At 71.8% G+C, this 21,208-nt stretch carries 15 protein-coding genes; 5 read left to right on the top strand and 10 right to left on the bottom strand.

All coding sequences use genetic code 11. The features are described 5' to 3' along the window. Window positions 1-764: 764 nt before the first annotated feature. The 4 genes from CLV40_RS05680 to moeA form a co-directional block, all read right to left on the bottom strand. Window positions 765-3,050, bottom strand: a complete 2,286-nt coding sequence (locus tag CLV40_RS05680; protein ID WP_104477615.1) for an AAA family ATPase — start codon at window positions 3,048-3,050, stop codon at window positions 765-767. A gap of 80 nt (window positions 3,051-3,130) precedes the next feature. After that, on the bottom strand, window positions 3,131-4,117 hold the full coding sequence (gene pssA, locus CLV40_RS05675; RefSeq protein WP_104477613.1) for a CDP-diacylglycerol--serine O-phosphatidyltransferase: 987 nt from the start codon (window positions 4,115-4,117) through the stop codon (window positions 3,131-3,133). A gap of 2 nt (window positions 4,118-4,119) precedes the next feature. Next, the gene (locus CLV40_RS05670) at window positions 4,120-4,833 is read right to left on the bottom strand and encodes a phosphatidylserine decarboxylase (protein ID WP_104477611.1); all 714 of its coding nucleotides are present in this window, start codon (window positions 4,831-4,833) and stop codon (window positions 4,120-4,122) included. Between the two features lie 264 nt (window positions 4,834-5,097). After that, the gene (moeA, locus tag CLV40_RS05665; RefSeq protein ID WP_374065253.1) at window positions 5,098-6,312 is read right to left on the bottom strand and encodes a molybdopterin molybdotransferase MoeA; all 1,215 of its coding nucleotides are present in this window, start codon (window positions 6,310-6,312) and stop codon (window positions 5,098-5,100) included. An 80-nt stretch (window positions 6,313-6,392) separates the two neighbouring features. Here moeA and CLV40_RS05660 point away from each other — a divergent pair, with 80 nt between their 5' ends. The 3 genes from CLV40_RS05660 (at window position 6,393) to CLV40_RS05650 (ending at window position 11,918) form a co-directional block, all read left to right on the top strand. After that, window positions 6,393-7,661, top strand: a complete 1,269-nt coding sequence (locus CLV40_RS05660) for a serine/threonine-protein kinase (RefSeq protein WP_104477610.1) — start codon at window positions 6,393-6,395, stop codon at window positions 7,659-7,661. Between the two features lie 176 nt (window positions 7,662-7,837). After that, entirely contained in the window at window positions 7,838-9,460 is a 1,623-nt protein-coding gene (groL, locus tag CLV40_RS05655; protein ID WP_104477608.1) for a chaperonin GroEL, read from the top strand. Window positions 9,461-9,707: 247 nt separating this feature from the next. Continuing rightward, the gene (locus tag CLV40_RS05650) at window positions 9,708-11,918 is read left to right on the top strand and encodes a HelD family protein (RefSeq protein ID WP_104477840.1); all 2,211 of its coding nucleotides are present in this window, start codon (window positions 9,708-9,710) and stop codon (window positions 11,916-11,918) included. Window positions 11,919-12,005: 87 nt separating this feature from the next. Here CLV40_RS05650 and CLV40_RS05645 read toward each other — a convergent pair whose 3' ends face one another. The 4 genes from CLV40_RS05645 to CLV40_RS05630 form a co-directional block, all read right to left on the bottom strand. Then, entirely contained in the window at window positions 12,006-12,485 is a 480-nt protein-coding gene (locus CLV40_RS05645; RefSeq protein WP_104477606.1) for a hypothetical protein, read from the bottom strand. A 5-nt stretch (window positions 12,486-12,490) separates the two neighbouring features. Next, window positions 12,491-13,096, bottom strand: a complete 606-nt coding sequence (locus CLV40_RS05640; protein WP_104477605.1) for an RNA polymerase sigma factor — start codon at window positions 13,094-13,096, stop codon at window positions 12,491-12,493. A 134-nt stretch (window positions 13,097-13,230) separates the two neighbouring features. Next, the gene (locus CLV40_RS05635; protein WP_104477603.1) at window positions 13,231-13,548 is read right to left on the bottom strand and encodes a protease inhibitor I42 family protein; all 318 of its coding nucleotides are present in this window, start codon (window positions 13,546-13,548) and stop codon (window positions 13,231-13,233) included. A gap of 383 nt (window positions 13,549-13,931) precedes the next feature. After that, window positions 13,932-14,153 (bottom strand): PspC domain-containing protein, encoded by a 222-nt coding sequence (locus CLV40_RS05630; protein WP_104477601.1) that lies wholly within the window; start codon window positions 14,151-14,153, stop codon window positions 13,932-13,934. A 96-nt stretch (window positions 14,154-14,249) separates the two neighbouring features. Here CLV40_RS05630 and CLV40_RS05625 point away from each other — a divergent pair, with 96 nt between their 5' ends. Beyond that, window positions 14,250-15,098, top strand: a complete 849-nt coding sequence (locus tag CLV40_RS05625; RefSeq protein WP_104477599.1) for an AAA family ATPase — start codon at window positions 14,250-14,252, stop codon at window positions 15,096-15,098. A gap of 278 nt (window positions 15,099-15,376) precedes the next feature. On the opposite strand, the gene CLV40_RS05620 is transcribed toward CLV40_RS05625, so the two are convergent. Both CLV40_RS05620 and CLV40_RS05615 read right to left on the bottom strand, forming a co-directional pair. Further along, the gene (locus CLV40_RS05620) at window positions 15,377-16,714 is read right to left on the bottom strand and encodes a M1 family metallopeptidase (protein ID WP_104477597.1); all 1,338 of its coding nucleotides are present in this window, start codon (window positions 16,712-16,714) and stop codon (window positions 15,377-15,379) included. Between the two features lie 39 nt (window positions 16,715-16,753). Beyond that, complete coding sequence (locus CLV40_RS05615) at window positions 16,754-20,626, bottom strand: Pls/PosA family non-ribosomal peptide synthetase (protein WP_104477595.1); 3,873 nt, start codon at window positions 20,624-20,626, stop codon at window positions 16,754-16,756. 279 nt (window positions 20,627-20,905) lie between these two features. On the opposite strand from CLV40_RS05615, the gene CLV40_RS05610 reads away from it, so the two are divergent. Next, on the top strand, window positions 20,906-21,205 hold the full coding sequence (locus CLV40_RS05610) for a PadR family transcriptional regulator (protein WP_104477592.1): 300 nt from the start codon (window positions 20,906-20,908) through the stop codon (window positions 21,203-21,205). Window positions 21,206-21,208 lie beyond the last annotated feature (3 nt).

Genomic DNA, 21,208 nt, shown 5'->3' with positions numbered 1-21,208 from the left:
GCTGCGGTCGAGATGGTGGCCGCAGGCAGCGGCGACCTTGGGGGTGGTTGGGGCGGGCGAGTGAGGTCCGGTGCGTCGTGATTGGCGGGCAGGGTGGCCGCGCAGGGGCACGGAGTGAGTGAAGTGGGTGGCGGGTGAGAAGAGGTGGAGCGGGTTGGACGGGTGGCTAGGGGAGCAGGGGCGGGCGAGGGCGCGGTGAAGCGGCCCGATGATCGTTGGGCCAGGCCAGGCCAGGCCGAGCGGGCCAGGCCGAGCGGGCCAGGCCGAGCGGGCCAGGCCGAGCGGGGCTGGGCCGAGCGGGGCGGGGCCGCGCGGGGCGGGGCCGCGCGGGGCGGGGCCGCGCTGGGCTGGGCCGCGCTGGGCTGGGCAGGGCAGGGCCGGGCAGAGCTGGGCTGGGCCGCGCTGGGTAGGGCAGGGCCGAGCAGGGCTGGGTGGGGTTGAGGCCGTCAGGGTCTGGCAGGCGGGGTGGGCTGTGGGGCAGGGCGGGCAAGGGGATGGACGGGGCGAGTGGAGTGGCATGTGGGCGAGCAGGGGTGGAGTGCGGCGGGGGTGGGGCATGGGTGGCTAGGGGGTGCGGGAGTTGGCGAGGGGCGAGGAATGTGGGCGCGGTGAAGCGGCCCGCCGGGGTGGGTCGGGCTGGGTGAGGTTGGGGATTGGGGTCGTCGGGGTGTGGCGGGGGCGTGGGTGGGCAGGAGGCGTGGGGTGAGTGGAGCGGGTGGGTGGAGTGAAAGGGGTGGAGTGAGGCGGGGGGGGGGGATCGAGGGCTAAGGGGTGCGCGAGTTGGCGTAGGCCTCGAGGGAGGCGAGTTGGGCGGGGTCGAGGGAGGGGCGGACGTTGGTCCTGGCCTTGGTGAGGTGGGCGGTGGTGACCACGGTGGCGTCGAGGGATTCCCGCATGGCGGTGAGGGCGGCTTCGCGGATTAGGGCGGAGCAGTCTGCGGCGGAGTAGCCGTCGAGGGATTGGGCGTAGGTGTCCAGGTCGACGTCGTCGGCGAGGGGGGTGTTGCGGCTGGTGGCGCGGAGGATTGCGGACCGGGCCTCGGCGTCGGGTGGGGGGACGTAGATGAGGCGTTCCAGGCGGCCGGGGCGGAGCAGGGCCGGGTCGACCAGTTCGGGGCGGTTGGTCGCGCCGACCACGACCACGTCGCGGAGGGGTTCGACGCCGTCGAGTTCGGTGAGCAGGGCGGCCACGACGCGGTCGGCGACGCCCGAGTCGGAGGACTGGCCGCGGCGGGGGGCGAGGGCGTCGACCTCGTCCAGGAAGATGAGGGCGGGGGCGGCTTCGCTGGCGCGGCGGAACAGTTCGCGGACGGCTCGTTCGGACTCGCCCACCCATTTGTCCATGAGTTCGGCGCCCTTGACCGCGATGACGTTGAGTTGGCCGGTGCCCGCGAGCGCGCGGACGAGGAAGGTCTTGCCGCCGCCGGGTGGGCCGTAGAGGAGCACGCCGCGCGGTGGGGCCACGCCCAGGCGGGCGAAGGAATCCGGGTAGCGCAGCGGCCAGAGGACCGACTCGGTCAGCGCCTGCTTGGTCTCGACCATGTCGCCGACGTCGTCGAGCTGGATGTCGCCCGCGCGCACGGTGTCCGAGGTGCTGACCGAGGTGGGGCGGACGGTTTCCAGGGCGCCGAAGACGTCTTCGGTGGCGATGCGGGGGTCGCCGTCGCCACTGTGGCGCAGCGCGGCGCGGATAGCGGCTTCACGGCGCAGGGCGATGAGGTCCGCCGCGACGAAGCCCGGGGTGCGCTCGGCCAGCGCCGGGAAGTCCACACCGGACTCGACGGGGAGATCGCGGAATAGGACGCGTAGTAGCTCGGTGCGGTTCTTGCCGTCCGGCAGGGGGAGGCGTAGTTCGCGGTCCACCAGTTCGACGCCGCGCAGTCGGGGGTCGACCGCCTCGGGGTGGGCCGTGGTGGCCACCAGCGCGACGCGGGGGGTGCCGATTGCCGAGCGCAGTGCCTCCAGCACGACCGTGGCCAGGGGCGGTGGGGAAGTGGCGGGTAGCAGCGCGTCGACGTCGTTGATCATCAGGATGGCCGCGCGCCCGGCCGCCGAGTGCTCGCGGACCGCGCGGATCGCCGCGTTGACCCGGCTCGCCGCCGCGTTCGCCTCCAGCACCGCCACCGTCGGCCCGACCAGCTCGACCACCTCGGCGTCGATCGAGTGCGCCACCGACCGCACCACCGTCGCCTTGCCCACGCCCTCCGGCCCGGTGATCAGCACGCCGAGCCGGGGCGCCGCGCCCAGCTTCGCCAGCAGCTCCGGCCGGGTGAACGCCAGCTCGAACCACTCGCCCAGCTTGCGCGCCGCGTCCGTCGAGCCCACCAGGTCGGCCAGCGGCACCGGCACCGGCTCCGGCGCCTCGACCACCTCGTCCGCCAGGTCGACCGGCTCGGCCGACTCGACCACGGCCGCCGTCACCTGACCCGCCCCGGCCTGACCGACCGCGGGGGCCTGCCCGCGCTCGCCCGTGCGCACCCCGTCGCGCCAACCGACCACAGTGGACGGGTGGACCGTGACCGCGCCCGACGGCTCGACCGCGGTGATGGTGAGCAGCTCGGTCGTCCACGTCATCCCGATGGCGCGCGAGAGCTGACCCCGCACCCCCGGCACGTCCGCGCCCGGCGGCGGCGCGAGGTCCTGCGGCAGCAGCGACACCGCGTCGCCGATCGTCAACACCTTGCCCAGCAGCGCCAGGCGGACCGTCTCCGGTGTGAGCGACACCGACGCCAGGCGCGACCCTGCGACCGTGACCGACCGCGCGGCGGTGACCTCCACAGGGGACACCACCACCTCCGCGCCCTCGGTGACCCCGAGGTTGGACATGGTGACGTCGTCGAGCAGCACGACACCCGTGGCGCCCGCGTGGTCGCCCTCGGCGGCCAGGGCGGCGCTGATCCGGGCGCCGGTGAGCCGCACGGCGTCCCACTGGCGCAACCCGAGCGCGCCGAACACCTCGGGGTGCAGGCGGACGACACCGCGGCGGGTGTCGAGGGCCGACGGCGAAAGGCGCGCCGTCAGCGTGATCTGAGCAGAGAACGGTGATCCCACGACGTCGAGACTAGAGGGTTCGCGCCGATCGCAGAGAAAGTTGTCCACAGGCCCCGATGTCACTCCTGCGAGTGATTGCGTCAGCGGGTCTTGGACTCGCCGGGGCGCTGGTGTTTGCGCAGGCCGGTGCGGCGCCAGCCGCGGGTGCGCGGGACCGGGCGCGGGTCCTTGGGCAGCGCGATCTGGTGCTGGTCGCCGTTGCGGATCGGCCGCATGACGGCCCGGCGGGCGGCGCCCGCGACCCGGCGCAGCGGCGGGCGCAGGCCGAGGCGGCGGCTGGAGCCGTGCGCCCGGCGGATCGCGCGGCGCTCGCTCGGCGGCACGGCCCAGGCCTCGGGGTGCTTGGCGAGCCACTGCTTGCGGCGCACCGCGTAGGGGATGTGCAGCAGGTACAGCGCCAGGATCAGGCACAGGGAGATCTGCGGGTAGGTGATCACCGCGGCGGCCAGCAGGCCCACGCCGACCAGCAGCGGCGCCACCGCGCGCGGGGAGACCTTGATGGTCTTCACCGACAGCGTCGGGATGCGGCTGATCAGCAGGGCCGCGATGGCGACCGTCCACACCATCACCGCGGCCTTCGACTGCCACCAGTGCCCGTGGTCGCCGAACTCGTTGGTCAGGATCAGCGGCACCAGCGCCAGCAGCCCGCCCGCGGGCGCGGGGACGCCGACGAAGAACTCCTTGGCGTACAGCGGCTGCTCGGAGTCGTCCAGCAGCGTGTTGAACCGCGCCAAGCGCAGGATCATGCAGACGGCGAATACCAACGCCACGACCCAGCCGACCCGGTCGCCGCCGAACCGCCAGATGTAGATCATCAGCGCGGGCGCGACGCCGAACGAGATCGCGTCGGCCAGCGAGTCCAGCTCTGCGCCCATCTTGCTGGTCGCGTCGAGCAGCCGGGCGATGCGGCCGTCGAGGCTGTCGAGCACCGCGGCGATGGCGATGGCCGCGATGGCGGCGCTGTACTGGCGGTTGAGCGTGAACTGCACCGCCGACAGACCGGCGCACATGGCGAGCACGGTCAGCGCGTTCGGCAGCAGCCGGACGCCGGGCGCTGTCGGGGCCATGGTCAGGCCCCCGACGGCAACTCGGCCAAGATGGTCTCCCCACCGATAGTGCGCTGTCCGGGCTCTACGAGCACACGGCTGCCCACGGGCACGTAGAGGTCCACACGCGACCCGAAGCGGATCAGGCCGTACGTGGCGCCCGCGAGCACCTTGTCACCGTCGGAGACCTGACAGATGATCCGCCGCGCCACCAGCCCCGCGATCTGCACGACGGCCAGGTCCTGGCCGTCCTCGGTGCGCAGGTGCAGGCTGTTGCGCTCGTTGACCTCGCTGGCCTCGTCGAGGTCGGCGGAGAGGAACTGGCCGGACTTGTGCACCGCGCGCACCACTTCGCCGGAGGCGGGCACGCGCTGGACGTGCACGTCGAACACCGACAGGAACACGCTGACCCGCAGCATCGGCGCCGAGCCCAGCTCCAGCTCGGCGGGCGGCACCGCCTCGACGACGTGCGACACCGTGCCGTCGGCGGGCGCCACCGCGATCCCCGGACGACGCGGCGTGACGCGCTTGGGCTCGCGGAAGAACCACGCCAGCCAGGCCGTGAACACCGCGCTGAGCACACCCGCCCGCCGCGACGCCCGGCGCACCGCCAGCGTCGCCGCGATCGCGCCCAGGATGAAGGGCCTGCCACCGGGGTGCACCGGCGGGATGATGCTCTTGGTCAACTCGACGGCGTGCTGGAGCGCGCCTGCCTTCTGGGGCTGCTGAGCGGTCATCTGGTCGCTGGTTCCTCGCGAGTCGGCCGGATTTCCGCACACGCTACGCCAACCGGGCACCTGCCCAGGAAGGTAGCCACCGCCTGGGAAAGCTTGAGGCACCCGATATCCGCGTGCGCGCCCCCCGACGGCGGACACGCGAGATCGGGTGCCTCAAGATCGAGCGCCCCGTACGGAGCGCACCCAGTCTAACCGGGCAGGACTTGGGGATCAACGGTCTCCGTGGGGAAATGACCATCCGAACCACAAACCTGTTGCCGACTTTCAATCAAGAAGTACCAGGTCAACCTCGTCGCCGACCTCGACGCGGTCCACGCCCGCCGGTATCTCGATGAGGCAGTTGGAAGCCGCGAAGGAGGCCAGCAGGTGGGATCCCGGCCCACCCACCGGGACGACCTCCACCTGACCCGCGTCGTGGCAGCCTCGTCGGTACTGCACGCGCCCCGAGGGCGAGGACATCGCGACGGTTGTCTTGGCGCGGGTACGCGCTCGGTCGACCCCGGTGTGCCCGAGCGCGGTCAACAGCGCCGGGCGCACGAACAACTCGAACGACAGGGCGGCGCTTACCGGATTGCCCGGCAACGTGACGACCGGAAGCCCCTCGAACACCCCACGCCCCTGCGGCCCGCCCGGCTGTACCGCGACCCGGACGAACTCCACGCCATGACCGTCCAAGGCGTCCTTGACGACCTCGTAGGCGCCCGCGCTCACCCCGCCGGACGTGATGAGCAGGTCCGCCTCGGCGGCGTGAGCGGCGATCGTCGACCGGAAGGCGTCCACGTCGTCCGGGACGAACCGCAGCACGGTGGCCTCACCGCCGATCTCTTGCACGGCCGCGGCCAAGAAGACGCTGTTGGACTCGTAGATGTGCCCCGGCGGCAACGGCTCCCCAGGGGCGACCAACTCCGAGCCCGTCGACAAGACGAGAACCCTCGGCGGACGACGCACGGGCAGTTCGCCCACCCCGATCGCCGCTGCGAGGCCCAGTTGGGGTGCGTGCAGAACAGTGCCCGCCCGCAGCACGACAGTGCCTACCGCGACGTCTTCACCGCTGAACCGCACATGGGTCCGTTCGGTTACCGACACATCGATACGTACGACGTCCGTACCGCCGTCTGTGTGCTCCACCTGCACTACGGCGTCCGCACCGGCGGGCATCGGCGCACCGGTCATGATCCGCTGCGTGGTTCCCGGCGCCAACGGCCGCACATCGACCCGCCCCGCCGGGATGTCGTCGGCGACCGGGAGCCGGACCGGTTGGTCCGCGCTCGCACCGGCCACATCGGACGCGCGAACCGCGTACCCGTCCATGGCGGAGTTGTCGAACGGCGGCAGCGACACGCCCGACACCACGTCCTCGGCGAGCACCAGGCCGACGCACCTCCCCAGCGGTCGCGGCGCCACGGGCAGCCGCGGCACCAGGTCGACGATCTCCTGCCGGTACTCGCGCGGGGTCAGCCCGCGCCTCGCTACGGTCACGGGGCCATCTTGCCCGTCCGACCGGCGGGTATGCCGGAACCGGACGCGGACGCCGGGGAGCGGACGTTAGGCTCGCGGGCGTGTCGGAGGACCTCACCGGGCGTCGCCTAGGGCATTACCGCATCGACGGTGTGCTCGGTAAGGGCGGGATGAGCGTCATGTACCGGGCCACCGACATCAGACTCGGCCGCAAGGTGGCCCTCAAGGTCATCGCCGAGCACCTCACCGAGGACCCCGAGTTCCGCGAGCGGTTCGTCGACGAGGCCCGCAACACCTCCGCGATCGACCACGCCAACGTCGTGCCGCTCTACGACTTCGGCGAGACCGACGGGCTGCTCTACATCGCGATGCGGCTGGTCGACGGCTCGGACATGGCCAGCCTGATCAAGGACGGCCCGTTAGCCCCGCAGCGCGCGCTGAACCTGCTCGGCCAGGTCGCCGAGGCGCTCGACAACCTGCACGAGCGCGGTCTGGTCCACCTCGACGTCAAGCCGGCCAACGTCCTGGTCACGACCCGCGAGTCGGCCACCGAGCACATCTACGTCGCCGACTTCGGCCTGACCCGGCGCGGCGCGACCGGTCACCGCACCCGTGGCGGGGACTTCCTCGGTTCCCCCACCTACGCCGCACCGGAGCACCTGCGCGGTGAGCCCGTGGACGGCCGTACCGACGCCTATTCGCTCGCCTGCGTCCTTTTCGCCTGCCTGGCCGGTCGACCTCCCTTCCAAGGACAGGTCGCGGAGGTCATCCAGGGACACCTCAACCGGGAGCCACCCACCCTCACCGACTTCGTGGCGCTACCGCCCGCGATCAACGACGTAGTGCGTCGCGGCATGGCCAAGAGCCAAGCGCAGCGCTACAGCAGCTGTCGCGAACTGGTGGCAGCCGCTCGTCGAGCGCTCGCGGGGGCACAGCAGCGACCGCAGCAGCAGCGGAACCCGAACGCGACTCTTGTCGAACGACCGCACTTCCCGCCGTCGGGGCCGCAGCCGATCCAACCGGAGCCCATGCGGCTGCGACCGCCCACACCGGTCGGCACGAACACCTACGACCCCTTCGACGCGGTCATCACGCGCAAGAAGGGCAAGAAGAGGTGGTTGGCCCCTGTGATCGCCGGGGCCGTCGCGGTCGCGGCCGTCGTGACCGCTGTGATCCTGTTCGCGGGTGGGGGTGGTTCGGGTGGCGATTCGCCCGAGACCAGCACCACACCGACGCCGCCGATCAAGGTCGGTCCAGAGGGGACCTCGGACCGCCCGACCACCCGGCCGAGCCGTCCGACCAGCACGACCCCGTCCCGGCCGACCACCCGCCGGACCCTCCCGCCGATCACGATCGTGCCACCCCCCTGAGGCAGGTTCCTTGCACTCCGGGGGTGAGAGTGCTAAAACCGGAACTGGCACTCGGGGTCCCCGAGTGCCAGAAGGTCGGGACGGTGAGGCCGGCGGCGCAGTCCGCCAGGTCGTCCGTCGCGGGCACCGAGCCTGGCCGCGCTACGTGAATCCATCCGATGGAGGACCACACCGCAATGGCCAAGTTGATCGCGTTTGACGAGGAAGCGCGTCGCGGTCTCGAGCGCGGACTGAACACCCTCGCCGACGCCGTCAAGGTGACGCTCGGCCCGAGGGGCCGCAACGTCGTGCTCGAGAAGAAGTGGGGCGCGCCGACCATCACCAACGACGGCGTCTCGATTGCCAAGGAGATCGAGCTCGAGGACCCGTGGGAGAAGATCGGGGCCGAGCTGGTCAAGGAGGTCGCGAAGAAGACCGACGACGTCGCCGGTGACGGTACGACCACCGCGACCGTGCTCGCCCAGGCGCTGGTGCGCGAGGGTCTGCGCAACGTCGCCGCCGGTGCCGACCCGCTGTCGCTCAAGCGCGGCATCGAGCAGGCCGTCGAGGCCGTCATCGAGCAGCTGCACAAGTCCGCCAAGGAGGTCGAGACCAAGGAGCAGATCGCGGCCACCGCGTCCATCTCCGCGGGCGACACCACCATCGGCGAGCTGATCGCCGAGGCCCTCGACAAGGTGGGCAAGGAAGGCGTCATCACCGTCGAGGAGAGCAACGCGCTCGGCATGGAGCTGGAGCTCACCGAGGGCATGCGCTTCGACAAGGGCTACCTGTCGGCGTACTTCGTCACCGACCCCGAGCGCCAGGAAGCGGTCCTCGAGGACCCGTACATCCTGCTGTTCGGCTCCAAGATCTCCTCGGTCAAGGACCTGCTCCCGCTGCTGGAGAAGGTCATGCAGGCGGGCAAGCCGCTGCTGATCATCTCCGAGGACGTCGAGGGCGAGGCGCTGGCGACCCTGGTCGTCAACAAGATCCGCGGCACCTTCAAGTCGGTCGCCGTCAAGGCCCCCGGCTTCGGCGACCGCCGCAAGGCGATCCTGCAGGACATCGCCACCCTCACCGGTGGCCAGGTCATCAGCGAGGACGTCGGCCTCAAGCTCGAGAACGCCGACATCGCGCTGCTGGGCAAGGCCCGCAAGGTCGTCGTCACCAAGGACGAGACCACCGTGGTCGAGGGCGCCGGTGACGCCGAGCAGATCCAGGGCCGCGTCAACCAGATCCGCGCCGAGATCGAGAAGTCGGACTCCGACTACGACCGCGAGAAGCTCCAGGAGCGCCTGGCGAAGCTCGCGGGCGGCGTGGCCGTCATCAAGGCCGGTGCCGCCACCGAGGTCGAGCTCAAGGAGCGCAAGCACCGCATCGAGGACGCGGTGCGCAACGCCAAGGCCGCCGTGGAGGAGGGCATCGTCGCCGGTGGCGGCGTGGCCCTGCTGCAGGCCGCCGAGGCCGCGTTCTCCGGCCTGAAGCTGGAGGGCGACGAGGCCACCGGCGCCAACATCGTCAAGGTCGCCGTCGAGGCCCCGCTCAAGCAGATCGCGGTCAACGCCGGTCTCGAGGGTGGCGTCGTGGTGGAGAAGGTCAAGGGCCTCCCGCAGGGCCACGGCCTCAACGCCGCCACCGGCGTCTACGAGGACCTGCTCGCCGCGGGCGTGCCGGACCCGACCAAGGTGACCCGCTCGGCGCTGCAGAACGCCGCGTCGATCGCCGCGCTGTTCCTCACCACCGAGGCCGTCGTGGCCGACAAGCCGGAGAAGGCAGGCGCGGCTCCCGCGGGCGACCCGACCGGCGGCATGGACTTCTAAGCGAGTCCCGCCACCACAGCTCCACCGGCAGGGCCCGGTCCGCGACGCGGACCGGGCCCTGCCTTTTCACGTTTCGCTGATTCACCCGGCGGGAAGTCTTGCCGCGCGCCCGGCCGGGTGCGCTAGATTGAGGAATCGCCATAAAAAATAGCCCCGTTCCCATGTGGGAAAGTGGCTATGCGGAGATTATAAGGCAATTGGAGGACGAGTGTCAACCGAGCTCGACGTGGAGCAGGAATACGTCACCATGCTCTACGCGCACCTCGACGGGCTCCGGGCCGACACCGACTCCAGGCTGGCCACGACCCTGCGCGAGAGCAGCAGCAGCCCCACGGCGATGACCCACCGGGACGCGGCCACCGCGCACTACAGCGAACTGCTCGCCCAATACGGCGCCGTGGAGAACGGGCTGTGCTTCGGCAGGCTGGATTTCACCGACGGCGTCCGTAGTTACATCGGCCGCATCGGCCTGTTCGACACCGAAGGCGACTACGAACCGCTGTTGATGGATTGGCGCGCGCCCGCCGCGCGGCCCTTCTACCTGGCCACCGCCGCGTCCCCCGACGGGGTGCGCAGGCGCCGCCACATCCGCACGTCGCAGCGCAAGGTCACCGCCGTCGACGACGAGGTGCTCGACCTCGGCGCGGGCGGCCGCGACGCGCACGACGGCGTCACCGGCGAGGCCGCGTTGCTCTCCGCGCTCAACGCCGCGCGCACCGGCCGGATGTCCGACATCGTCGAGACCATCCAGGCCGAGCAGGACGAGATCATCCGCTCCGGCCTCAACGGCGTCCTGGTCGTCCAGGGCGGGCCGGGCACCGGCAAGACCGCCGTGGCGCTGCACCGGGCCGCGTACCTGCTCTACACCTACCGCCAGCAGCTCTCCCGGCGCGGCGTGCTGATCGTCGGCCCGAACGCGACGTTCCTCAAGTACATCGGCCAGGTCCTGCCGTCCCTCGGCGAGACCGGCGTCCTCCTGCAGACCGTCGGCGATCTGTACCCCGGGGTGCGCGGCACCCGCCCCGAACCCGCCCGGGCCGCCGAGATCAAGGGCCGGATCGACATGGTCGACGCGCTGCGCAAGGCCGTGCACGACCGCCAAGAGCTGCCCGATGAGCCGATGACGCTCATCGTCGAGCGGGAGGAGCTGACGCTCGACGCCCCCACGGTGAAGGCCGCCCGCACCCGCGCCAGACGCTCGCGCAAGCCGCACAACGAGGCCCGGCCGCTCTTCGCCGAGGAGATCGTCGCCGCCCTCACCCGCCAGGAGGCCGAGCGGCTGGGCGCGGAGTTCCTCGACGCGGGCGACCTCGCCGACATCCGCCGCGAGATGGCCGCCGACCCGGTCGTGCAGGACGCCATCGAGACCCTGTGGCCGCAGCTGACCCCGCAGCGGCTGCTCACCGACCTCTACGCCGCCGCGGACCGCCTGGCCTCCGCCCTCCCCGACCTCGACGAGGCCGACCGCGCGCTCCTGCTGCGCTCACCCCGACTCGGCTGGACCGCCGCCGACGCGCCGCTGCTCGACGAGGCCGCCGAACTGCTCGGCGTCGACGACCGGGCCGAGCGCGCCGCCGAGGCCCGCCGCCGCCGCGACGAGCAGGACTACGCCCAGGGCGTCCTCGACATCCTGCAGATGGAGGACGACGCCGACCCCGACATCCTCACCGCCTACGACCTCATCGACGCGGGCAGGCTCGCCGAGCGCCACGACGACGAGGACCACCGCACCGCCGCCGAGCGCGCCGCCGCCGACCGGAGCTGGACCTTCGGCCACGTCATCGTCGACGAGGCCCAAGAGCTGTCTGCGATGGCCTGGCGGGTGCTGATGCGCCGCTGCCCGTCGCGCTCGATGACCCTGGTCGGCGACGTCGCGCAGACCGGCGACCTGGCGGGCACCGACACCTGGGCGGGCACCCTGGCGCCGTACGTGGCTGACCGCTGGCGGCTGACCGAGCTGACCGTCAACTACCGCACGCCCGCCGAGGTCATGGCGGTCGCCGCGGACGTGCTGGCCGAACTCGGGACCGGCCTGGCGGCGCCGCGCTCGGTGCGCGAGACCGGTGTCGAACCGTGGCGCCTGCGGGTGGACCCGGCGGAGCTGGCCGACACCGTGGCCGGGCTGGCCGCGGACCAGGGAGCCGGCACGTTGGCCGTGATCGCGCCGTCGGCGCTGGTGGACGAGGTCGGTCGCGCGGTGCTCGGGCGCGTGCCGGACGCGGGGTTGGGGGACCGGCCGGAGCTGGAGAGCCGGGTGGTGGTGCTCACCGTGGCCCAGTCGAAGGGGTTGGAGTTCGACGCCGTGCTCGTCGTGGAACCCGCCGCCGTGGTCGCCGGGTCCGAGCGCGGCCGCAACGACCTGTACGTGGCGCTGACCAGGTCGACCCAGTGGGTCGGGGTCGTGCACGCGGCCGAACTGCCCGCTGCGCTGGCGAACCTCGTGGAGCGTGCGGTCTAGCGCGTCAGCGCCTCCACCGCACTTTTCCGCTACCGCCGGCCGAGCACACCAAGTCGGGAACGGTGCCGGGTGGGGAAAGAGGGGGTCTTACAGCTCGACGGTGGGGGTGACGACGGTGCGGGGTTTGGGGCCACCGTTCATGCGCACCAGGATCTGCGTAGTGCCACGGGGGACCTCGGTCAGCACAAACCGACCGCCTTCGTCCGCCGTAGTGGCGGAGGAGCCGTGGTCCGCGACGCGCACCTCGACGCCGTGCTCACCCGCGGGCACCAGCCAGCCGTCGATGCGCTGCTTTTCACCGGTTCGGGTGACGTTGACCATGACCGTCAGGTCGCCGACGAAGAACGTGATGGTGCCCGGGGCGCCACCGCGCACACCGACCAGCGAGTGCGACTCGGCCCACCGCGCGGCCTCCAGCTCGACCTCGGCATCGATGTCCTCGATGGCGATGGCGAACTGGGCCCGCGCCACGAGACCTGGTGGCACCGGGTCGAGCTCGTCGACCAGCCTGGCGACCTGCGACAGCCAGTACTCCTGCTCGGCGGGTTCCATCTCGTAGTCGTCCATGGTCCTCATCTGCCACCATCCCCATCGTGGTACAGCGCGCGCAGGGTGTTGATGCACCGCCCCCGCGTCGGCCCGATGCTGCCGTGCGGCATCCGCAGCTGTTCGGCCACGACGCGGTACTCGGCACGACCGGCCAGCACGGTCAGGCGCAGCAGCTCCTGGCAGCGCTGGTCGAGCTTGTGGAACGCCGACCACAACTGCCGGTCGCGTTCGGTGCGCAGTGCCTCGGCCTCCGGCATCGGCTCGGTGCTCAGCACGTGCTCGGCCACCTCGGGGGACAGCTCGACCTGGGCGCTGCCGCGCTGCCGGGTCCGGCTCGCCTCCCGGCGGGCGGTGGTGATCAGCCACCCGACCAGGGCCTTGGGTTCGGTGATGGACTCCACGTGGCGCAGCAGCGCCAGCCACACGGTCTGCACGACGTCCTCGGCCGCGGCCCGGTCGAGCCCGCCGCCTCTGGCGATGTGCCACACCAGCGGCGTCAGCTCGGCCACCAGGACGTCCAGCGCGGCCTTGTCGCCCGCGCGCGCCGCCAGGACGCACGCGGCGTGGCGCTCCGCCCCTTCCAGGCCGTCCCACGGCGGGTTGGTCCTTGCCGTGTGGAGCTCGGTCACCGCTCCCACCCCATTCTCCGTCTGCCGGGGTCGTGCATTCCGCTCGCCCTGCTCGCCTCGCCCGACGGTGCGGCCGTGCGACCAGGCACAGCCATCCTCACACGCGCGGGGGCGGCTGTCCGCCACCAGTGCCCTCAGACCGCGTGCAGGACGAAGGTCAGCGCCTGCCGCGGCAGCGGTTCCCACGGCTCGGCCAGCTCGGCCCGGAGTTCGTGCAGTCCGGTCGTCGTCACGTCGAACGCCAGTCGTCGCACCCCGGCGGCACCGGGGGCACCCGCGCCCACCGCCGCCGGGACGTGCTCGTCGGCGATCAGGCGCAGTGCCTCCGGCAGCCACCAGCGCCACCGGTAGCCGGTGGCCGTGGACTCCGGGAGCCGTAACTCGACGGTATCCCCCCGGTGCAACTCGGTTGGCCCGTCGGCGTCGCCTACCCCCAGGTGCACCAACGCCATGCCCCGCTCCTTCTCCCGGCCCGACCTCGAACCCCGTGGCCCAGGACGCGGTACGGCGGCTGGACGGGTCCCCTGCACCCGTCCAGCCGCCAGTGGTCCGCGCCTTCACGCCGACGTCCGGTCAACGCGACCGGACGCGCCCTCAGGCAGGCCTGTCCCCACAGGCCCTGGCACGGAGTCGGAGCACCCCCGGGCGCCGCACGACGCGTGCGGCCGCTGCCGCTGCGGGCCGTGGTCCATGGCGCTCTCCGTGGGGCGAGTAGTTTTACTCAGACACCGGAGAAGAGCGGCGAAGTCGGTCGTGGATACGTCCAGGATCTGTCAGGTTTGAGACGTGGCCGGATTGTGACGATCGGTTCGTCCCCCGTGGTACGACCGACGGGTCAGTCATCTTCCGGCATGATCAGCCAGCAGGCCAGGTAGATTATGGCGCCCGTGCCGAATCCGAGCAGGGTGGCGACCACCAGCAGGATCCGCACCAGGGCGGCGTCGAGGCCGAGGGTCTTGGCGATGCCACCGCACACCCCCGCGACCTTGCGGTCGGTGCGGGAACGGCGGAGCTTGCGGACCGCGGTCTGGGCTTCGGTGTACATCGTGTTCGTCATGGCACAAGAATCGCTGGTCAGCGGGCTCTTGCCATCGGGGATCGTCCCGGAAACCGGACTGGGGGTCCACCCTGGGGTCGGGTTAGGGTGGCCCGTATGCGGACCCCGGGTGAGCTTGCCGAGGCGCTGGACCGGGTCGGCTACCTGGCCGACGAGGGCCTGGCCACCGCGGCTTTCCTCGCGTCGAAACTGGGGAGACCGCTGTTCTGCGAGGGTGAGCCCGGAACGGGTAAGACGGCGTTGGCGTCCGCTTTGGCCCGTGCGTTGAATGTCGACCTTGTGCGGTTGCAGTGCCATGAGGGCATAGACGCCACCCAGGCCCTCTATGACTGGGACTTCCCCCGGCAACTTCTGCACCTTCGGGCAACGGACGGTCCGGGGCGCGAAGAGGACATCTATACGCGCCGGTTCCTCTTGGCCCGTCCGTTGCTGCGCGCGTTGGAATCGGCGCCGTGCGTATTGCTGATCGATGAGATCGACCGCGCCGACGACGAGTTCGAGGCGTTTCTGCTCGAGGTGGTCAGCGAGCACGCCGTCACGATTCCCGAGCTGGGCGAAATCCGGGCGGCCGAACCGCCACTGGTCGTGCTGACCTCCAACCGGACCCGCGAGGTGCACGACGCGCTCAAGCGCCGCTGCCTCTACCACTGGCTGGACCACCCCGACCTGGAGCGGGAGCTGGCCATCCTGCGCCGCCGGGTGCCCGGGGTGTCCGAGCGGCTCGCGGCCCAGGTGGTGGGCGCGGTGCGCAGGCTGCGGGCGGCGGAACTGCTGAAGCCGCCCGGCGTGGCGGAGGCGATCGATTGGGCGGCGGCGCTGCTGGCGCTGGGGCGCACGGAATTGGACGCGCGGACCGCGGCGGTCACCTTGGGGGCGGTGCTGAAGTACCGGGAGGACGCCGACCGGGTGACCGCGGCGGGCCTGGAAGCGGTCGTGGCGGGCTGATTCCCGCGCCGCGGAAAATGGGTCGCGAGCGTCGTGGCCCGCGGCGCATCATTGTTGTGGGAAAACCGAAAGCCGGAGGTCACCGCGTTGCGGTGGGCGGTTCGCCTACGCGACGTTGTGGCGGCGTCGCGCGCGGAACGCGGTCCATTGTGGACCACTCCGGTGTTCCCACGTGCTCACCTGGCGCGCCCCGCGCCCGGCAGGACTGCCGAGTGGCGGCGGGGGGCGGTGCGGTGCGGACCCGGCGTGACCCGGGTCCGCACCGCGCAAACCGTTCCTCAGTGCGGCAAACGGGGTAAGGCCGGGTTGTGCAACCACGCGGTGAACAGCTCGTCCAGCGGCCATGGTGTGTGCCGCTGGGCGAGCGTCACGAAGCCGTCGGTGGTCACCGAGCCGTGCCGGTTGGCCGAGGTCCACACCTTCACCAGCGCGAAGAACGCCGTCTCGCCCATCCGACGCCGTAGTGCGTGCAGGGTCAGCGCACCGCGCAGATAGACGCGGTCGTCGAAGAGGCGGCGCACACCCGGGTCGGACAGCTTCAGGTCCTGCGGCATCGCCGCCACCCGCTGCCACGCGCGATGTGCGTGCGCCTCCGCGGGCTCGCCGCCGGACACCTCCGACCAGAGCCATTCGGCGTAGTTGGCGAAACCCTCGTTGAGCCAGATATGGCGCCACTGCGCCACGGTCAGGCTGTTGCCGAACCACTGGTGCGCCAACTCATGGGCTACCAACCGCTCGCTGCCCCTCTTACCGTCGAGGTGGTTGGTGCCGAAGACGGACACGGACTGCGCCTCGATCGGCGCGTCCAACTCCGCGTCCACCACCACTACGCCGTACTGCTCGAACGGGTAGGGGCCGAACATCCTCTCGAACTCCACCAGCATCTGCGGCTGGCGGCCGAAGTCGTGCGCGAACCGGCCCGCCAACCGGGCCGGGATGGCCGCGTGCATCATCGGCACGGTGGCGAACGAGTACTCCGCGTACCGTCCGATTTGGACGCTGACCAGGTAGGTCGGGGTCGGCTGGGAGAGCCGGAACTGCCAGGTCGTGGTGCTGGCCGCGGACTGCTTGGCCTCCAGCACCCCGGTCGCGATCACCTGGTACGGGGTCGCGGTGGTCACCGAGATCCGGTAGGTGGCCTTGTCCGAGGGGTGGTCGTTGCACGGGAACCACGACGGCGCCCCCACCGGCTGGCTGGCCACGATCACCCCGTCGTCGAGGTAGTCCCACCCGATCTCACCCCACCGGCTCGGCACAGGGGCCGGGGAGCCGGTGTAGCGGATGTCGACGGTGAACCGCGCGCCGTCGGCCAGGGGCCGCTGCGGGGTGATGACGAGCTTGCGGCCCCGCTGCGCGTGCCGGACGGCCTTGCCGTCGACGGTGACCTTGCCCGCCCGTAGGCCGGACAGGTCCACACTGAACCTCGACAACGCCTGGGTGGCCACCGCGGTGATCCGGGCGCGACCGTCCAGCCTGCCCGGACCCACGCGGTAGTTCAGGTCGATGTCGTAGTGCAGCGTGCGGTAGCCACCGTTGCCGTTCTCGGGCAGGTAGGGGTCACCGGAGGTGCCCGCGCCGGGCTGCCCGGCGCGAGCCGGGTCAGCCTTGGCGCTCATAGGACTATTCAACATCACGCTAGGGCTGATCTCCACGCGTCAGCGCTTGGTCGTCCACGCGGAGATGGGGTTACCGAGCCAGCGGGTGCCCTCCGGCACGGACTCGCCGCGCATGACCAGCGAGGCGGGGCCGACCGTGGTGCGGTCGCCGATGGACGCGCCCGGCAGCACGATGCCGTGCGGGCCCAGCGTGCCGCCCGCGCCGATGGTGACGGTGTCCATGCTCATGATCCGGTCGTGGAACAGGTGGGTCTGCAGCACGCAGCCCCGGTTGACCGTCGCGCCGTCGCCCAGCCGGACCAGGTCGGCCTCGGGCAGCCAGTAGGTCTCCACCCAGGCACCCCGGCCGATGCGCGCGCCGAGGCCGCGCAGCCAGGTGTTGAGCAGCGGCGTGCCGTGCGACCAGGCGGCGAACCACGGCACCCCGAGCATCTCCACGAAGGTGTCCGCCAGCTCGTTGCGCCAGACGAACGAACTCCACAGTGGATGGTTGACGGTGCTGAACCGCCCCACCAGGGCCCACTTGGCCAGCGCCGCGACCACGCAGGCCAGCACACCGGCGCCGAGCAGCAGCACCCCGCCCAGCGTCAGGCCGAGCCAGAAGCCCAGGCCGGTCAGCGCGGCGGCCACGAGCACCGCCAGCGCCGCCGAGGCCATGACCGGCACGACCCGGCACAGCTCGACCAGCGCGCGGGCGACCACCAGCCGCCGGGGCGGGTTGAAGGTGGTGCTCTCGTCGCCGGTCTCCACCGTGCGCGGCAGCTTCATCGGGGGCATGCCGAGGTAGGAGGAGCCCGCCTTGGCCTTCTTCGGGGTCGAGGACAGCACGCCGACCAGACCGCGCTTGGGCACCGCGCGACCGGGGGCCGTCATGCCGGAGTTGCCGAGGAAGGCGCGCTTGCCGACCCGCGCGTTGTCGATGCGCAGCCAGCCGCCGCCCAGCTCGTAGGAGCCGATCATGGTGTCGTCGGCCAGGAACGCGCCGTCGCCGACCTGGGTCAGGCTGGGCAGGGCGAGGACCGTGGAGGCCTCGACGCCCTTGCCGACCTTCATGCCGAGCGCGCGCAGCCACACCGGGGTGAGCAGGCTCGCGTACATCGGGAACAGGCCGGTGCGGGCCAGGCCCATCAGCCGCTCGGTCGCCCACGCCTGCCACGCCACCCGGCTGTGCACGGCGTGCTGACCGGGACGCAGGCCGAGGGAGAGCAGGCGCACGGAGACCAGGATCAGCAGCGCGTAGGTCGCCATCCAGACCAGGGTGACCAGCGGGACCGCGATGAGCGCCTGCGTGGTCGCGGCGCCGAGGGTGGCCGTGCCGGTCAGGAAGGTCATCAGGATCCACAGCGCGGGCACGGCGGCCACGATCGGCAGCAGGCTCAGCGCGAACGAGGTCGCCGCGTAGATCGCCACCCAGCGCTTGCGGCGGGCGGGGCGCCTACCCTTGCCGTTCGCCTTGCCGCTGCGCGACGCGGGCGCGCCGGACCAGCGCTGACCAGGGGGAACCGTGCCCTGGACGCCCGAACCGGGGGCCACCTCGGCGCGCTTGCCGACGTGCGCGCCGGGGAACAGCGTGCTGCGCGCGCCGACCGTGGCGTGCGCGTCGATCCGGATCCGGCCGACGTGCAGGACGTCACCGTCCAACCAGTGCCCGGACAGGTCCACCTCGGGCTCCACCGCCGCGCCGCGGCCCAGCCGCAGCATGCCGGTCACCGGCGGGAGGGAGTGCAGGTCGACGTCGGGGGAGATGCGCGCGCCGAGGACGCGTGCGTAGTGGGTCATCCAGGGGGCGCCTTGCAGGCCCGCGGCGCCGGTGAGGTCCACTACGCGCTCAGCGGCCCAGATACGCAGGTGCACACTGCCGCCGCGCGGGTAAGAGCCCGGTTTGACGTTACGCAGCAGCAGACGGGCGGTACCGGCGGCCAGCGCCAACCGACCCCACGGGCTCAGGAAGACCAACCAACCCGCGAACACGAGCCACCACGACACCTTCGGTGCCCACGGCAGACCGACGAGGTTGTTCACCGCGGCCAACGCGACAGCCCACCGCGCACCGACGACGGTCAGCATCGGCAGCGTGAGGAGCGTCTGCGCGATCTGTGCCCGTCGCGGCGTGGGTAGCACTACCCGGTCGGTCTGGGCGCTCGCAGCAGCAGCGTCGATGTGCGCGGCGAGCTTGCCCAGCGTCGGGTTCTGGTACAGGTCGGCGACCGCGATGCCGGGGTGCTGCTCGCGGATGCGGGAGACCAACTGCGCAGCGCCGAGGCTGCCGCCGCCGTTGGCGAAGAAGTCGGCACCCGGGCGGCTCACGGCCACCCCGAGCAGGTCGCGCCACAACCCGGCCAGCCACCGCTCGGTGTCGGTGAGCGCGGCCGTGTCCACCTCGGAGGTGTCCAGGTCCAGCGGCCACGGCAGGGCGTTGCGGTCGACCTTGCCGGAGGTGCGCGTCGGCAGCGTCTCGACCTCGGCGATCAGCGGGACCAGCGCGGCGGGCAGCGCGGCCCGCAGCCGCTCCACGGCGGCGTCCGCGTCGAACCCGGGCTGGGCGACCACGTAGCCGACCAGCAGCTGGTTGCCCGCGCCGGTCTGCCGCACGGCCGCCGCGGCGCCCGCCACGTTCGGCAGCGCCTGCAGCGCGGCGTCGACCTCGCCCAGCTCGATCCGCCTGCCGCCGAGCTTGACCTGCTCGTCGGCGCGACCGAGGAACAGCAGGCCCTCGGGCTCGGCCTTGACCATGTCGCCGCTGCGGTACGCGCGGTCCCAGGCCAGCGCGGGCAGCGGGGCGAACTTCTCGGCGTCCTTCTCCAGGTCGAGGTAGCGGGCCAGGCCCGCGCCGCCGATGACCAACTGGCCGGTCTCGCCCATCGGCAGCAGCTCACCCGCCTCGTCGACCACGGCCAGCTCCCAACCGTCGAGCGGGAGGCCGATGCGGACGGGGCCCTCGCCGGTCAGCGGGGCGGCGCAGGCCACCACGGTCGCCTCGGTGGGGCCGTAGGTGTTCCACACTTCGCGACCGGGCACCGCGAGGCGCTCGGCCAGCTCGGGCGGGCACGCCTCGCCGCCGAAGATCAGCAGCCGGACCGCGTCCAGCGCCTCGCCCGGCCACAGCGCGGCCAGCGTCGGCACGGTGGAGACCACGGTCACGCCCCGCTCGACCAGCCACGGGCCCAGGTCGACGCCGGTGCGCACGAGGGCGCGCGGGGCGGCGACCAGGCAGGCGCCGTTGCGCCAGGCCAGCCACATCTCCTCGCAGGAGGCGTCGAAGGCAACCGAGAGGCCCGCGAGGACGCGGTCGTCGGCGGTGATGGGCTCGTCGGCGAGGAAGAGGTCGGCCTCGGCGTCGACGAACGCGGCGGCGCTGCGGTGGCTCACCGCGACGCCCTTGGGCTTGCCGGTGGACCCCGAGGTGAAGATGATCCACGCGTCGTCGTCGGCCGTGGGGGAGCCGGGGACGCCGGTGGGGGTCACGCGCGGGGTGATGGCGCGGTTCGGTCCGATGACGACGCAAGCGTTTGCCTCGTCGAAGACCAGGTCGGCGCGCTCGTCGGGGTCGTCGAAGTCGACGGGGACGTAGGCGGCGCCCGCGGTCAGGACCGCGAGGATGCCGATGTAGAGGTCGGCGGTGCCGGACGGCACGCGGATGCCCACGCGGTCGCCGCGGCCGACGCCCGCCTGGACCAACCGGGTGGTGAGGGTGTCGACCTCGTCGCGCAGGGCGCGGTAGGTCAGGACGGTCGTGCCGTCGTCGATCGCGTCCGCGTCCGGGTTGCGGACGGCGGTCTCGGTCAGGACGTCGACGAGGGTGCGCGGGGCGCTCTCGGGGCCCGCGCGGAAGACGGCGAGGCCTCGGGCGGCGGCCTCGGCGAGCGGGTCGGCGGAGTCGAGCAGAGACGGCGAGTGATCGATCATCGTCATCGCGTCTGACGCATTTCTCACCTTTTCGGTGGTGTCCTTCGACTGGTCCGCGACCGTCCCGGGCTGGGCGGGCGCGTCGGAACGAGCACGTTACCGGCCTTTCCATCGACCTGTCGCATCGATCCATTACCGACGTGTCGTGATTCACATCCTTGTGGCGCAACGGTTTTCCTATCGGATCTCGATATCGTGATCCGATATTTAGTCTGTTTACCGGCTATATACAGCAGTTATGACTACTTATCGGCAGTCGATATCGGTGTGCGATATCGTGGAGCGATGGATGTGGTCCGAGAGTTCGCCAACGGGGCGCTGCGGCTGCGGGTGCTCCGCTACGCCGCTGTCGCCGAGGTCCACGGCGCCTTGCTCGCCGAGGACCTGGCCGCGCGTGGGCACCGCGTGTCGCCCGGCACGCTCTACCCGCTGCTGCACCGCCTGCAAGAGGCTGGATTGCTCAAGTCGCGCACGGAGGTGGTGGACGGCCGACGTGTGCGCCGGTACCGGACGACCAAACGAGGTAAGAAGGTGTTGGCGGACTGTCGTGCGGTCCTCGCCGAACTGGCCGAAGACATGGCGTGAGGT

It is taken from the genome of Actinokineospora auranticolor (assembly GCF_002934265.1).
GTDB classification, from domain to species: domain Bacteria; phylum Actinomycetota; class Actinomycetes; order Mycobacteriales; family Pseudonocardiaceae; genus Actinokineospora; species Actinokineospora auranticolor.
This window is presented reverse-complemented; position numbering and strand designations above follow the sequence as displayed.